The sequence below is a fragment of the Pseudomonas sp. LH21 genome (assembly GCF_036549575.1).
In the GTDB taxonomy this organism is placed as follows: Bacteria; Pseudomonadota; Gammaproteobacteria; order Pseudomonadales; family Pseudomonadaceae; genus Aquipseudomonas; species Aquipseudomonas peradeniyensis.
Window position 1 is genome coordinate 2762124 of record NZ_CP144367.1, and the last position, 14524, is coordinate 2776647.

General features: G+C 65.8%; 14 protein-coding genes. 10 read left to right on the top strand and 4 right to left on the bottom strand.

Annotation, left to right across the window (positions count from 1 at the left end):
- Positions 1-42 precede the first annotated feature (42 nt).
- The 10 genes from VUG52_RS27265 (at position 43) to VUG52_RS12755 (ending at position 10085) form a co-directional block, all read left to right on the top strand.
- Positions 43-843 (top strand): RHS repeat-associated core domain-containing protein, encoded by an 801-nt coding sequence (locus VUG52_RS27265; RefSeq protein ID WP_082337707.1) that lies wholly within the window; start codon positions 43-45, stop codon positions 841-843.
- 117 nt (positions 844-960) lie between these two features.
- Positions 961-2319: a benzoate 1,2-dioxygenase large subunit gene (gene benA / locus VUG52_RS12715; protein WP_050705106.1), complete on the top strand. Its 1359-nt coding sequence runs from the start codon at positions 961-963 to the stop codon at positions 2317-2319.
- Positions 2316-2801 carry a benzoate 1,2-dioxygenase small subunit gene (benB, locus tag VUG52_RS12720; protein ID WP_050705107.1) on the top strand — a complete coding sequence of 162 codons (486 nt, stop codon included), beginning with the start codon at positions 2316-2318 and terminating at the stop codon, positions 2799-2801. The genes benA and benB overlap by 4 nt, the downstream gene beginning before the upstream one ends.
- A 66-nt stretch (positions 2802-2867) precedes the next feature.
- Complete coding sequence (gene benC / locus VUG52_RS12725) at positions 2868-3878, top strand: benzoate 1,2-dioxygenase electron transfer component BenC (RefSeq protein WP_050705108.1); 1011 nt, start codon at positions 2868-2870, stop codon at positions 3876-3878.
- A 203-nt stretch (positions 3879-4081) separates the two neighbouring features.
- Positions 4082-4843, top strand: a complete 762-nt coding sequence (locus VUG52_RS12730; protein ID WP_331833052.1) for a 1,6-dihydroxycyclohexa-2,4-diene-1-carboxylate dehydrogenase — start codon at positions 4082-4084, stop codon at positions 4841-4843.
- A 55-nt stretch (positions 4844-4898) separates the two neighbouring features.
- Positions 4899-6233, top strand: coding sequence for an MFS transporter (locus VUG52_RS12735; RefSeq protein WP_331833053.1), 1335 nt, complete (start codon positions 4899-4901; stop codon positions 6231-6233).
- 29 nt (positions 6234-6262) lie between these two features.
- Positions 6263-7384 carry a muconate cycloisomerase family protein gene (locus tag VUG52_RS12740; protein ID WP_050705111.1) on the top strand — a complete coding sequence of 374 codons (1122 nt, stop codon included), beginning with the start codon at positions 6263-6265 and terminating at the stop codon, positions 7382-7384.
- A gap of 16 nt (positions 7385-7400) precedes the next feature.
- On the top strand, positions 7401-7691 hold the full coding sequence (gene catC / locus VUG52_RS12745; protein ID WP_050705112.1) for a muconolactone Delta-isomerase: 291 nt from the start codon (positions 7401-7403) through the stop codon (positions 7689-7691).
- Between the two features lie 36 nt (positions 7692-7727).
- On the top strand, positions 7728-8642 hold the full coding sequence (catA, locus tag VUG52_RS12750; RefSeq protein ID WP_050705113.1) for a catechol 1,2-dioxygenase: 915 nt from the start codon (positions 7728-7730) through the stop codon (positions 8640-8642).
- A gap of 192 nt (positions 8643-8834) precedes the next feature.
- On the top strand, positions 8835-10085 hold the full coding sequence (locus VUG52_RS12755) for an OprD family porin (RefSeq protein WP_050705114.1): 1251 nt from the start codon (positions 8835-8837) through the stop codon (positions 10083-10085).
- 41 nt (positions 10086-10126) lie between these two features.
- Here VUG52_RS12755 and VUG52_RS12760 read toward each other — a convergent pair whose 3' ends face one another.
- From VUG52_RS12760 to VUG52_RS12775, 4 genes are all read right to left on the bottom strand, one after another.
- Positions 10127-10984, bottom strand: a complete 858-nt coding sequence (locus tag VUG52_RS12760; RefSeq protein WP_050705115.1) for a CAP domain-containing protein — start codon at positions 10982-10984, stop codon at positions 10127-10129.
- Positions 10985-11446: 462 nt separating this feature from the next.
- Complete coding sequence (locus VUG52_RS12765) at positions 11447-12601, bottom strand: cysteine desulfurase family protein (RefSeq protein WP_331833171.1); 1155 nt, start codon at positions 12599-12601, stop codon at positions 11447-11449.
- Positions 12602-12765: 164 nt separating this feature from the next.
- Positions 12766-13245 (bottom strand): DUF2269 family protein, encoded by a 480-nt coding sequence (locus VUG52_RS12770; RefSeq protein WP_050705116.1) that lies wholly within the window; start codon positions 13243-13245, stop codon positions 12766-12768.
- Position 13246: 1 nt separating this feature from the next.
- Positions 13247-14359, bottom strand: a complete 1113-nt coding sequence (locus VUG52_RS12775; protein ID WP_331833057.1) for a saccharopine dehydrogenase family protein — start codon at positions 14357-14359, stop codon at positions 13247-13249.
- Positions 14360-14524: the final 165 nt, after the last annotated feature.

Genomic DNA, 14524 nt, shown 5'->3' on the forward strand with positions numbered 1-14524 from the left:
CTGACTGACAACGCTGCCAGTAGATATCAGGGGGACTGAGCCATGGTGGCAACAACCTATTTATTGCAGTTGGATAGCAAGGGTACAGTGACGTCCACCCGCTCTAACTCAGGCAATGTAGACCTTGAATACTCCGTCTACGGTTTGAATTCAGTGTCCCTGCCTTGCGCGCCATTATCTAGGTTCAACGGTCAGTTATTCGAATTGCCTTGCGGTCACTACCTGCTGGGAAACGGCTACCGAGGATACAACCCGGTATTGATGCGCTTTAACTCTCCAGACAGTTACAGTCCGTTTGGGACCGGAGGATTGAACGGATTTGCATACTGTGCCGGCGACCCCGTCAATCGAACAGACCCGTCCGGGCACATGCATCGCGTCAAATCATCGGTTAAAGGTCTGATGGGCAAAGCAGAACCCAGGCCTGCCCTGACGGGTTATCGGAGTCTGTCGGGGGATCTCGACAATGTGTCCACGTTCTCTGCGGGAGTACTCGCAACCCCCACTGCTCCGGCTTTCGATGAATTAAGTCGGCGTGACTCCCTATCATCTCTTGCATCGGGTTATACGCCCAGTGCGCCACCAGTCTCTGAGATCGTCAGGCGTCATTCGAGTGCGTCACAGGAGTCGGAACATATACCTACTGCGCCACCGGTAGTTGAGTTTGTGCGACGTACCTCCGTGGAGTCGATCATTTCAAACAACATGCCATCAGCTCCGATGTTCGACGGCACGGGTGATCAGGCGCTGCAAGCTGGGGGCGTTGTGCGCCCACAAGCTCCAACAACCGCTATGCCTCCCTCCAGCGCTGCGGTTGGACAACAGGTAAGGGAGGCGAGTTGAGCATTTACTGAATCTGCCTGCACAAAACGGATAGCACTCTGCACAATCCGGATATCCCCGTCCCACCCAGGGACCTAACCTGACCCGGCCTGAACAATAACAACGGAGGCCCTGGCCATGTCCCTGGGATTCGACTATCTCAATGCCTTGCTCGAGGATGACCGGGAGAAGGGCGTCTACCGCTGCAAGCGGGAGATGTTCACCGACCCGCGCCTGTTCGACCTGGAGATGAAGCACATCTTCGAGGGCAACTGGATCTACCTGGCCCATGAAAGCCAGATCCCCGCCAACAACGATTTCCTCACCCTGACCATGGGGCGCCAGCCGATCTTCATCGCGCGCAACAAGGACGGGGAACTCAATGCCTTCCTCAACGCCTGCAGCCACCGCGGCGCCATGCTTTGCCGGCACAAGCGCGGCAACCGGGCAAGCTACACCTGCCCGTTTCACGGCTGGACCTTCAATAACAGCGGCAAGCTGCTCAAGGTCAAGGATCCGGGCAACGCCGGCTACCCCGACAGCTTCAACTGCGACGGCTCCCACGACCTGACCAAGGTCGCCCGTTTCGAGTCGTACCGGGGCTTCCTGTTCGGCAGCCTGAATGCCGAGGTCAAGCCGCTGGTCGAGCACCTGGGCGAGTCGGCGAAGATCATCGACATGATCGTCGACCAGTCGCCCGAGGGCCTGGAAGTGCTGCGCGGTGCAAGTTCGTACATCTACGAAGGCAACTGGAAACTCACCGCCGAGAACGGCGCCGACGGCTATCACGTCAGCTCCGTGCACTGGAACTACGCCGCCACCCAGAACCAGCGCAAGCAGCGCGAGGCGGGCGACGAGATCAAGACCATGAGCGCCGGCGCCTGGGCCAAGCAGGGCGGCGGTTTCTACTCCTTCGAGCACGGCCACCTGCTGCTCTGGACCCGCTGGGCCAACCCCGAGGATCGCCCGGCCTATGAGCGACGCGAGCAACTGGCCGCTGACTTCGGCCAGGCCCGCGCCGACTGGATGATCGAGAACTCACGCAACCTGTGCCTGTACCCCAACGTCTACCTGATGGACCAGTTCAGCTCGCAGATCCGCGTGGCCCGACCGATCTCGGTGAACAAGACCGAGATCACCATCTACTGCATCGCGCCCAAGGGTGAAAGCGCCGAGGCCCGCGCCCGACGCATCCGTCAGTACGAGGACTTCTTCAACGTCAGCGGCATGGCCACCCCGGACGACCTGGAGGAGTTCCGCTCCTGCCAGACCGGCTACGGCGCCGGCGCCGGTTGGAACGACATGTCCCGGGGGGCCAAGCACTGGATCGAAGGCCCCGACGCGGCGGCCAGCGAGATCGCGCTCAAGCCGCTGCTGTCGGGCGTGCGCACCGAAGATGAAGGCTTGTTCGTGCTGCAGCACAAGTACTGGCAGGACACCATGGTCCAGGCCCTGAAGGATGAACAACAGCTGATCCCCGTGGAGGCCGTGCAATGAGCCTGCATGACACCGTGCGCGATTTCCTCTACCGCGAGGCGCGCTACCTGGACGATGCCCAGTGGGACCAGTGGCTGGAGCTGTACGCCTGTGACGCGACCTTCTGGATGCCCTCCTGGGATGACGACGACACCCTGACCGAGGACCCGCAAAGCGAGATCTCGCTGATCTGGTACGGCAACCGGGGCGGTCTCGAGGACCGGGTTTTCCGCATCAAGACCGAGCGCTCCAGCGCCACGGTCCCGGACACCCGCACCTCGCACAACCTCAGCAACATCGAGATCGTCGCGGTGGACGAGGGCAGCTGCCAGGTGCGTTTCAACTGGCACACCCTGAGCTTTCGCTACAAGACCACCGACAGTTACTTCGGCACCAGCTTCTACACCCTCGACCTGCAAGGCGAGCAGCCGCTGATCAAGGCCAAGAAGGTGGTCCTGAAGAACGACTACGTGCGCCAGGTCATCGACATCTACCACATCTGATTCACCGCCGAGCCTGTCGGTGTGCCTGAGGGCGCGCCGCGCCCAGGCTCGCCCGCGAGGTGCACCATGAGCTACCAGATCGCACTTAATTTCGAGGACGGGGTCACCCGCTTCATCGAGGCCGCCGGCCACGAGACCGTGGCCGACGCCGCCTACCGCCAGGGCATCAACATCCCGCTGGACTGCCGCGACGGCGCCTGCGGCACCTGCAAGTGCAAGGCCGAGTCCGGGCAATACGCGTTGGGCGACAACTTCATCGAGGACGCCCTGAGCGCGGAGGAAATCGCCCAGGGGTACGTGCTGACCTGCCAGATGCGCGCCGAAAGCGACTGCGTGGTGCGCATCCCGGCTTCGTCGCAAGTGTGCAAGACCGAGCAGGCCAGCTTTGAAGCGGCCATCAGCGACGTGCGCCAGCTGTCGGCCAGCACCATCGCCCTGTCGATCAAGGGCGAGGCGCTCAGCCGCCTGGCGTTCCTGCCGGGGCAGTACGTCAACCTCAAAGTGCCGGGCAGCGAGCAGAGCCGCGCCTACTCGTTCAGTTCGCTGCCCAAGGACGGCGAAGTCAGCTTCCTGATCCGCAACGTGCCGGGCGGGTTGATGAGCAGCTTCCTCACCCAACTGGCCAAGGCTGGTGACAGCATGAGCCTGGCAGGCCCGTTGGGCAGTTTCTACCTGCGGACGATCCAGCGCCCCTTGCTGCTGCTGGCCGGCGGCACGGGCCTCGCGCCATTCACCGCAATGCTGGAGAAGATCGCCGAGCAGGGCAGCGCGCATCCGCTGCACCTTGTTTACGGGGTGACCAATGACTTCGACCTGGTCGAACTGGACCGCCTGCAAGCCCTGGCCACGCGCATTCCCAACTTCACCTTCAGCGCCTGTGTGGCCAACCCCGATAGCCAGTACCCGCAAAAGGGCTACGTCACCCAGCACATCGAGCCGCGCCACCTCAATGACGGCGATGTCGATGTGTACCTGTGCGGCCCGCCGCCGATGGTCGAGGCGGTCAGCCAGTACATCCGCGAGCAGGGCATCACCCCGGCCAATTTCTACTACGAGAAGTTCGCCGCGGCGGCCTGAAGCTTTTATGGGGCTGCCCGCATCGTGCGGGTGAGGGTGGCCTCTTTTTTTCATTGGCTTCGAGAACGCCGGGGCCGCGTTGCGGCCCTTTCGCGGCACAAGGCCGCTCCTACACCAGCCGCGCAGTCCCTGTAGGAGCGGCCTTGTGCCGCGAAAGGAGGGCGCAGCCCTCCCGGCGATCTTGACTTGAACAGGACACTCAAATGAACAACCGATTCCAAGGCAAAGTCGCCCTGGTCACCGGCGCCGCCCAAGGCATCGGCCGCGCCGTGTGCTGGCGGCTCAAGGCCGAGGGCGCGCAGGTGGTGGCGGTGGACCGCTCCGAGCTGGTCCACGAACTGGCGGGCGAGGGCGTGCTGACCCTCACCGCCGACCTCGAACGGCATGCCGACTGCGCCCAGGTCATGGCCCGCGCCGTCGAGACCTTCGGCCGCCTCGACATCCTGGTCAACAACGTCGGCGGCACGATCTGGGCCAAGCCCTTCGAGCACTACCAGGTCGAACAGATCGAGGTCGAGGTACGCCGCTCGCTGTTCCCCACCCTGTGGTGCTGCCACGCCGCGCTGCCGTACATGCTCGAACGCGGCAGCGGCGCCATCGTCAACGTCTCTTCCATCGCCACCCGCGGCGTCAACCGCGTGCCCTACGGCGCGGCCAAGGGCGGCGTCAACGCGCTCACCGCGTGCCTGGCCTTCGAGACCGCCGGGCGCGGTATTCGGATCAACGCCACCGCCCCCGGCGGCACCGAGGCGCCACCACGACGCATCCCCCGCAACGAGGCCGAGCAGAGCGCCCAGGAGCGGGCCTGGTACCAGCAGATCGTCGACCAGACCCTGTCCAGCAGCCTGATGAAGCGCTACGGCAGCCTCGACGAGCAGGTCGGCGCGATCCTCTTCCTGGCTTCTGACGAGGCCTCGTACATCACCGGCGTGACCCTGCCGGTGGGCGGTGGCGACCTCGGCTGAAGGCCGCCCCGGCAAGGTTTCTCTGCACACAACAAGAACAACGGAGACAGATGCCATGCGAACACTCGACGTCCACGCGATCATCGACAATGCCCGCTTCACCCCCTTCCACTGGATGGTCATGGCCTGGTGCGGCCTGCTGCTGATCTTCGACGGCTACGACCTGTTCATCTACGGCGTGGTGCTGCCGGTGATCATGCAGGAATGGGCGCTGAGTCCGCTGCAGGCCGGCGCCCTGGGCAGCTACGCGCTGTTCGGCATGATGTTCGGCGCCCTGGCGTTCGGCAGCCTGGCCGACCGCATCGGGCGCAAGAAGGGCATCGCCCTGTGCTTCGCGCTGTTCTCGGGGGCGACCATCCTCAACGGCTTCGCCAGCAGCCCCAGCGAGTTCGGCCTCTATCGCTTTTTTGCAGGACTCGGCTGCGGCGGACTGATGCCCAACGCCGTGGCGCTGATGAACGAGTACGCGCCCAAGCGCCTGCGCAGCACCCTGGTGACGATCATGTTCAGCGGCTACTCGCTGGGCGGCATGCTCTCGGCGGGTATCGGCATTTTCCTGCTGCCGCGTTTCGGCTGGGAATCGATGTTCTTCGCCGCTGCCGTGCCGCTGCTGTTCCTTCCGGTGATCTTGTTCTACCTGCCGGAGTCCATCGGCTTCCTGGTGCGCAAGGGCCGTACCGAAGAGGCTCGCAGTCTGCTCAAGCGCCTCGACCCGACATGCGATGTCACCGAGCGCGACACACTGGTCGTGGGAGCGGGCTTGCCCCGCGAAGCTGGCAACGCCTCATCTGTACTCGAACTGTTCCGCAACGGCCTGGCCATCCGCACCCTGGCCCTGTGGCTGGCGTTCTTCTGCTGCCTGCTGATGGTCTACGCCCTCAGCTCCTGGCTGCCCAAGCTGATGGCCAGCGCCGGCTACAGCCTCGGCTCGAGCCTTTCGTTCCTGCTGGCGCTGAACTTCGGCGGCATGGCCGGGGCGATTCTCGGCGGCTGGCTGGGCGACCGTTACAACCTGGTCAAGGTCAAGGTGGCGTTCTTCCTCGCCGCCGCGCTGTCGATCAGCCTGCTGGGGGTAAACAGCCCGATGCCGGTGCTGTACCTGCTGATCTTCATCGCCGGCGCCACCACCATCGGCACGCAGATCCTGCTGTATGCCGGGGCCGCCCAGCTGTATGGCCTCTCGGTGCGCGCCACGGGCCTGGGCTGGGCCTCCGGCATCGGCCGCAACGGCGCCATCGTCGGGCCGCTGCTGGGCGGCGCGCTGATGGGCATCAACCTGCCGCTGCAACTGAACTTCATCGCCTTCGCCATCCCCGGCGCCGTCGCCGCGCTGGCCATGGCCGTGCACCTGGCCAGCGGCCGGCGCCACGCCCTGGCCGTAGCGGCCTGAACTCCCACCCTGACTGAACTGGAGCCTGCATGACACGCCCAACCATCGACCGGCTGGAGACGCTCATCGTCGACCTGCCGACCATTCGCCCGCACAAGCTGGCCATGCACACGATGCAGCGTCAGACCCTGGTGATCCTGCGCCTGCGTTGCAGCGACGGCGTGGAAGGCATCGGCGAGGCCACCACCATCGGCGGCCTGGCCTACGGCTACGAAAGCCCCGAGGGCATCAAGGCCAATATCGACGCGCACCTGGCGCCGGCACTGATCGGCCTGCCCGCGGGCAACATCAACGCCGCCATGCTCAGGCTGGACACGCTCGCCAAGGGCAACACCTTCGCCAAGTCGGCGATCGAGAGCGCCTTGCTCGACGCCCAGGGCAAGCGCCTGGGGCTGCCGGTCAGCGAACTGCTCGGCGGGCGGGTACGCGACAGCCTGGAGGTGGCCTGGACCCTGGCCAGCGGCGACACCGCCCGGGATATCGCCGAAGCCGAGCACATGCTGGAGATCCGGCGTCACCGGCTGTTCAAGCTGAAGATCGGCGCCAATCCGCTGGAGCAAGATCTCAGGCACGTGCTGGCGATCAAGCGCGAACTGGGCGAGCGCGCCAGTGTGCGGGTCGACGTCAACCAGTACTGGGACGAGTCCCAGGCGATCCGCGCCTGCCAGGTGCTGGGCGACAACGGCATCGACCTGGTCGAGCAGCCGATCTCGCGCATCAACCGGGGCGGCCAGGTGCGCCTGAACCAGCGCAGCCCGGCGCCGATCATGGCCGACGAGTCCATCGAGAGCGTGGAGGACGCCTTCAGCCTGGCCGCCGAGGGCGCGGCGAGTGTCTTCGCCCTGAAGATCGCCAAGAACGGCGGCCCCCGCGCCATGCTGCGCACCGCGCAGATCGCCGAGGCCGCCGGCATCGCCCTGTATGGCGGGACCATGCTCGAAGGGGCGGTGGGCACCCTGGCCTCGGCCCATGCCTTCCTCACCCTGCGCCAGCTGACCTGGGGCACCGAGCTGTTCGGCCCGTTGCTGCTTACCGAGGACATCGTCCGCGAAGCACCGGTCTACCGCGATTTCCACCTGCACGTTCCGGCCACCCCCGGCCTGGGCCTGACCCTGGATGAGGCGCAGCTGTCGCGCTTCGCCCGCCGCTGAGACAAGGAGAGACACCATGCTGTTCCACGTGAAGATGACCGTGAAACTGCCGGCCGACATGGACCCGGCCAAGGCCGCGCAACTGATGGCTGATGAAAAGGAACTGGCCCAGCGCCTGCAGCGCGAGGGCACCTGGCGCCACCTGTGGCGCATCGCCGGCCACTACGCCAACTACAGCGTGTTCGACGTGCCCAGCGTCGAGGCGCTGCACGACACCCTGCTGCAACTGCCGCTGTTCCCCTACATGGACATCGAGGTCGCCGGCCTGTGCCGCCACCCCTCGTCGATCCATGCCGACGACCGCTGAACTCCACAAGACAAGAACAACCAGAGGTACCTGATCATGACCGTGAAGATTTCCCATACCCCTGAAGTGCAGCAGTTCTTTGAAGAGGCCGCGGGCCTGCAAAATGACAACGGCAGTCCGCGCCTCAAGCGTATCGTCCAGCGGGTGTTGCAGGACGCCGCGCGCCTGATCGAAGACCTGGAGATCAGCGAGGACGAGTTCTGGTACGCCGTCGATTACCTCAACCGCCTGGGCGGGCGCGGCGAGGCCGGGCTGTTGGTGGCGGGGTTGGGTCTGGAGCACTTCCTCGACCTGCTGCAGGACGCCAAGGATGCCCGGGCCGGCCTGGCCGGTGGCACCCCGCGTACCATCGAAGGCCCGCTGTATGTGGCGGGCGCGCCGATCACCGAGGCCGAGGCGCGCATGGACGATGGCAGCGAGGAGGGCGTGGCCACGGTGATGTTCCTCGAGGGGCAGGTATTCGGCCCCCAGGGCCAGCCGCTGGCCGGCGCCACGGTCGACCTGTGGCACGCCAACACCCGGGGCACCTACTCGTTCTTCGACCAGAGCCAGTCCGCCTACAACCTGCGTCGGCGCATCATCACCGACGCCGATGGCCGCTACCGTGCCCGCTCGATCGTGCCGTCGGGCTACGGCTGCGACCCACAGGGGCCGACCCAGGAATGCCTGGACCGGCTTGGCCGCCACGGCCAGCGCCCGGCGCACATCCACTTCTTCATCTCTGCACAGGGGCATCGCCACCTGACCACCCAGATCAACCTCGCCGGCGACCGCTACCTGTGGGACGACTTCGCCTATGCCACCCGTGAAGGGCTCGTGGGCGAGGTGGTGTTCCGCGAAAGTGGGCAGGGGCGGGTTGCCGAACTGACCTTCGACTTCCAGTTGCAGCAGGCGCAGGACAGCGAGGCCGAGCAGCGCAGCGCAAGGCCACGGGCCTTGCAGCAGGCCTGAGGGCCTTATCGCGGGGCAAGTCCGCTCCCACAGCTCAAAACGTGGCCCTTTGGTTTGCCAAGGGCCGCGTGGGAGCGAGCTTGCCCCGCGATCGAAGGCGCAGCCTTCGCCATGCCCAGGAGGAGGGCATACCAGCGTTTCACCCCCGTTCCAGCGCTTCATCACATAACAACAAGATCAGAGAGCTTCGGAATGAACCACACCCCTTGCGTCGTCCTGGGCCTGACCCTGCTCAGCCCCTCCCTGCTGGCCGCCGAAGGCGGCTTCCTCGAAGACGCCAAAGCCAGCCTCGGCGCGCGCAACTACTATTTCAGCCGCGACTACGGCGACATCGTCGGCGCCAACCGGCAGTCCCGGGCCGAAGAGTGGGCCCAGGGCTTCATCCTCGACTTCAAGTCCGGCTATACCCCCGGCTCCGTCGGTTTCGGCGTGGATGCCCTGGGCCTGCTGGGCATCCGCCTGGACAGCAGCCCCGAGCGGGTCAACACCGGGCTGCTGCCGGTACACGGCGATGGCCGCGCCGCAGGCGAGTACAGCCGCCTGGCACCGACCTTCAAGGCGCGTTGGTCGAAAAGCGAGCTGCGCCTGGGCGAGCTGCAACCCAACCTGCCGGTCCTCACCTTCAGCGATATTCGCCTGCTGCCGCCGACCTACCAGGGCATCAGCCTCAGTTCCGCCGAGCTGGAGGGCCTGACGGTGCAGGCCGGCCACTTGAGCAGCACGCACCTGCGTAACGAGGGTGGCGATGACAGGATGAGCGCCATGCTCGGCCATGTGCCGATGCGCCAGGCACAAAGCGACGCCTTCGACTATGTGGGCGGCGACTACGGGTTCAATGCCGGCCAAAGCAGTGCAAGCCTGTGGTACGGGCAATTGCAGGATATCTACCGGCAGGGTTTTGTGGGTCTCAAGCACAGCAAGCCCGTGGGCGACTGGGTGCTCAGCGCCAATCTCGGCTACTTCAGCGCCCGCGAAGCGGGCGACGCGCTGCTGGGGCGGATCGACAACCAGGCATTCTTCTCGCTGCTGACCGCCCGGCGCGGCGGGCACGGCTTTCATATTGGCTACCAGGGCATCTACGGCGATAGCCCGTTTCCCCGGGTGTTTGCCAACATCTCGCCGCTGGGCAACGAAGTACCGACCTACGAGTTCGCCTACACCGACGAGCGCTCCTGGCAGCTGCGCTACGACTATAACTTCGCCGCCCTGGGCATCCCCGGGTTGACCGCGACGGTGCGCTACATCAGCGGCGACAATGTCGATACCGGGCAGGGCTTCGAGGGCCGGGATCGCGAGCGCGACATCGACCTGGGCTACGCCGTGCAGAGCGGGGTGCTCAAGGGGCTGGGAATTCGCGTGAGAAACGCGATGGCGCGCTCGAACTATCGCAGCGATATCGACGAGAATCGCCTGATCCTGGTGTACACCTGGCAGCTATTCTGACAATACGCCGGCAAGACGGCGATGCACCTGCCCAAGCCAATCTATTGGGGTGAGCCAAACAACCCTGTCCAGTAGATCCCGGCATCGCTCTTCGGATCCACCGCATACGCCGCCCCCAGCTCGCGGAAGTCCGGGTTCATCAGCGTGGCGCAGTGCCCTGGGCTTGCCAGCCAGCCATCGACCACCTTGCGCGCGGTGTCGCGTCCGGCGGCGATGTTTTCGCCGATCTGCCGGTACAGGTAGCCGGCCAGCTCCGCCCGGTCGCCCGGGGTGCGGCTATCGCGGTCGATATGGTCGAAGAAGTTCTGGTTGGCCATGGCCCGGGTGTGGTTGGCGGCGACGCCCGCCAGGGTCGTGTTCCAGGCCAGCGCCGGGGCGGCGGGGTAGGGCTGGCCGCCGCACTGGCGGGGCAGCTTGCGCGCGGCGTTGATCTCCTGCAGCAGCTTCTGCCCTTCGGCCTGCCAGTCGCCCAGGCGGGCGCTGAGCAGCGGCCGGGCCAGGACGATGCGCCAGTCGCGGCCCTCCTGGCTGACGCCGATGTCGACGAACTGCGGGTCGAGCACCACCTGGCAGAAGCTCTCCTCGACAGCCTTCATCGCCGCCTGGGCGTCCCGCGGGCCGGACAGGCTGATGGCCTGGACGTTGACCATCGGGTAGGCGGCGCGGGTCATGGCCTGCTGCAGGTCGCGGGTGCCTTCGGGCGACAGCGCCAGGCGGGTGTCGCTGTTGAGCGGTGGCAGCTCCAGCGAGGCTTCGCCGCCACAGCGCTGGGCCTGGCTGCGGTAGACGTTGATCGTATCGATCAGTTGCGCCTCTTCACCGGTGAAGGCCTGGGCGCTGGTCGCGCAAAGCAGGCCCAGCGTCAGGCCGAGGAGGCAGGCAACGGATGGGACGCGCATGTGGATCTCCCTGTAACTGGCAGCGTCTGGATCTGCGCTGCCCATCCTACACAAGCGCAAGGCTTTTGGCCCGGCCCTGTGCAGTGTGAAAAAGCGAGCCTTGGCAATCGATTGCACTGGCAAAAGAGGGAATAGACCGCTGGTCGACGAAAAAGTGCGATCGTGGTTGACGCGCGCTACCGCTTAAAGCTGCGTGAGAAGGTCGTGACCTTGTGAGTCAACGTGGAGAACCTGACCGACAAGGCTGCTGGGCCTCGGCCAATGGCGGGTAACTGAGCCAGGGTGGCCCGAGGCTGGTGAAGTTTCGGGGCCTGTGAATTTCTGACGTTTGTGCGGGCTGTGTGGGCCCGCATCGCCGGCAAGCCGGCTCCTACAGGGAATGCATTGATCTGTGGGAGCCGGCTTGCCGGCGATGTGGCGCGTCAGCGGCGCCATTTTGATTTGCAGGTAAAGCGGCGTGACCTACCAGAGCGCCACCGCCGCCGCCCCGACCACCCGGCCGAACACCGCCAGCGCCGTGTCCACGTCCGCCTCGCTGGTGTAGCGCCCGAGGCTCAGGCGCACGCTGTTGCGCGCCTGGCGCTCGTCGAGGCCGAGGGCCAGCAGCACGTGGGACGCGGCGTTGCTCGCCGAATTGCAGGCCGAGGTGGTGGACAGCGCCAGCTCGCCGGCAAGCGCTAGGCTGTTGAACCCCTTGGCGTCGATGCACAGGTTGAGGGTGTGGGGAATGCGCGTTACCGGGCAGCCGTTGAGGGTGACCCCGGGCAGGGCCAGCAGGCCGTCGCACAGGCGCCGGGCGAGCTGCTCCAGGCGCTGGAACTCCGCCTCGCCGGGCTGGCCGGCCAGCGCGAAGGCGCTGCCCATGCCGACGATCTGGTGGGTGGCCAGGGTGCCGGAGCGCAGGCCGCGCTCATGGCCGCCGCCGTGCATCTGCGCACGCATGGCAGGGCGGGCGCGGGGACCGACGTAGAGGGCGCCGATGCCCTTGGGGCCGTAGACCTTGTGTGCCGAGAACGACATCAGGTCGACGGCCTGGTGCGCCAGGTCGATGCGGACTTTACCCACCGCCTGCGCCGCGTCCACATGCAACAGGGCGCCATGGTCGCGGACCAGCTCGCCGATGCGGGCGAAGTCGGTCACGGTGCCCAGTTCGTTGTTCACCGCCATCAGCGACACCAGGCGCGTGTCCGGGCGCAGCGCGGCCTGCACGGCCTCGGCTTGGATCAGGCCATGGGCGTCCGGCGTCAGGCGGGTCACCGTCCAACCCTGGCGCTCCAGTTCGGTGGCGGTGTCGAGAATGGCCTTGTGTTCGAGCTGGCTGGTCAGCAGGTGCCCCGGTTCTGCGAAGCCCTGGGCGATGCCCTTGAGTGCCAGGTTGTTGGATTCGGTGGCGCCGGAGGTCCAGACCAGATCGTCTGGCTGGGCGCCGACCTGCTCGGCCACCTGGCGGCGGGCCTGTTCGACGGCCTCGCGGGCGGCCTGGCCATGGAAGTGGCCGCTGGAAGCGGGATTGCCGAAGTTGGTTTCGCGGCCCAGGCAGGTGAGCATGGCGGCAATGACTCGGTCATCGACCGGAGTGGTGGCGGCGTAATCGAAGTAGAGCGGGGTGCTGGGCATGATCGCGGGCGGGTCCGTGCGTGGACGCCGCCTGTCGGCATCCATGGACATCATCCTAGGCAATTGCCGATATGAATGTTTTTTCTTTTTCCCATGCCAGGGCGATATTCGAAAAAGATTCTATTATTTTTTGCTATGTATTTAGAATTTTTTTCTTGACTGGATCAGAGCCATTGCCACGGTGCCTGCTTGGTGATCATCACCAGCACGATCAGGAACATACCGGCAAACCCCGCGACCCCCATCCACAGCCAGGGGCGGTACAACCGCTGATAGTCCTCACCCAGCGCGGTGCCATGCTCGACGGCCTGGGTTGCGAGGCGCTGCATGCGTGTCTGCAACAGCAGCACCGGCAGCCACAGGGCGCCCACCATGAAGAAGATCAGCAGCGCGCCCTGCAGCCAGCCCGTGGACCACGGCATGCCGGTCATGCTGACCATGGCATAGCCGGTCAGCAGTTGCAGCACCCCGGCGGGCGTGGTGATCCAGGCATCGAAGCGCACCACCATCCTGGCCACGGCGGCGATCACCCGTGGGTCGTGGCTGCGGTTCGCGGCGATCAGGTACAGGTACGAGCCCATGCCGAAACCGAACAGGAACACCGCGGCGATCACATGCAGGTACTTGAGCAGCAGGTAGCTCATCTCAGCCTCGCCCGTGCTGGAAGCTGACGCTGTAGCGCACCTTGTCCGGCTCGCCGATGGCCGCCAGGTACTGCTCGACACTGATCTCGCCGACGCAGGGGCGGGCGCCCGGGGCCGGGGTGTAGCCCTCGATCACCCTGGCCATCAGCGCCACCGCCGCGCAGCTGGGGATCTCCGGGCCCTTGTCGTCACTGGCGCTGACCTGGGCCTGCAGGCGCAGCGGCTGGCCCTGCAGGTCCAGGCCGCGGACATCCAGGTACATCGCACTCATGCCATCGCCAAAGCGCTCGAAATGGCCGCCCAGGCGATGCAGGCGCCGCGCCCAGGGCAGCGGGTCGCGCACCAGGCCGTGCTTGACCAGCAACGCCAGCGCGGCATTGGCCAGGCCGCCGGCCATGAGCCCGGAGCCTGCCTTGAATGCAAGGTCACGGGCGCCGTAGCGCTCGGCGAAGATGTCCATGTCCGGCACGTCGACGTTGTTCAGCAGGCGCCAGCCCAGGCCGGGCAGGTGGCGCAGCTGCAGGCCGAGCCAGCCGTCCACGGCGTGCGGGCGCCCGTCGCGCCACTGGCGGATCGGCCGGCCAGCGTAGACCAGCACGCCTTCGATGGTGGACAGGCCGGGCATCTTCGCCGAGGAGGAAATACCGTGCTCGATGCGCTCGATGCGGCTGAAGTGATGGCGCTGCTCGTCGAGGATCGCCGACGACAGGCTGGGCACTGAGCTGCAGCCGCTGAGCAGCGCGACATTTGCTTCTCGGGCGCGGGCGTCCAGGCGCTCGATGCCGTTGACGAACACCCGGCAGTCGGAGAGGTCGCAATAGTTGGCGCCCGCCTCGATGCAGGCCTCGGCCACGCTGTAGGGCTGGCCCTGGAAGGGGCCGCCGGTGTGGATCACCCAGTCGATGCGCAGCGCGCGCAGGGCGTCGGCAAAACCGGGAGCCATGGCGTCGCCGCACCAGCTTTCGCTGCCGCTCAGTTGGGTGGCCAGTTGGGCGAGGCTGTTGGCGTTACGGCCGGCGATCACCAGTTGCACGGCGGGCATCTGCTGCAGGTGGCGGCAGATGATCCGGCCGAAGTTGCCGTAGGCGCCGATCACCAGGATTCTGCGAGACATGCGGGGGTCCTTTTGCATGTGTCTGGAAGGAAAGGCTGATTCACATCTCCCTGTAGGAGCGGCCTTGCGCCGCGAAAGGGCCGCAGAGCGGCCCCAGCGATCTTTGCATCAATATTGAGATCCTGGTGCTGCTACGCAGCCCTTTCGCGGCGCAAGGCCGCTCCT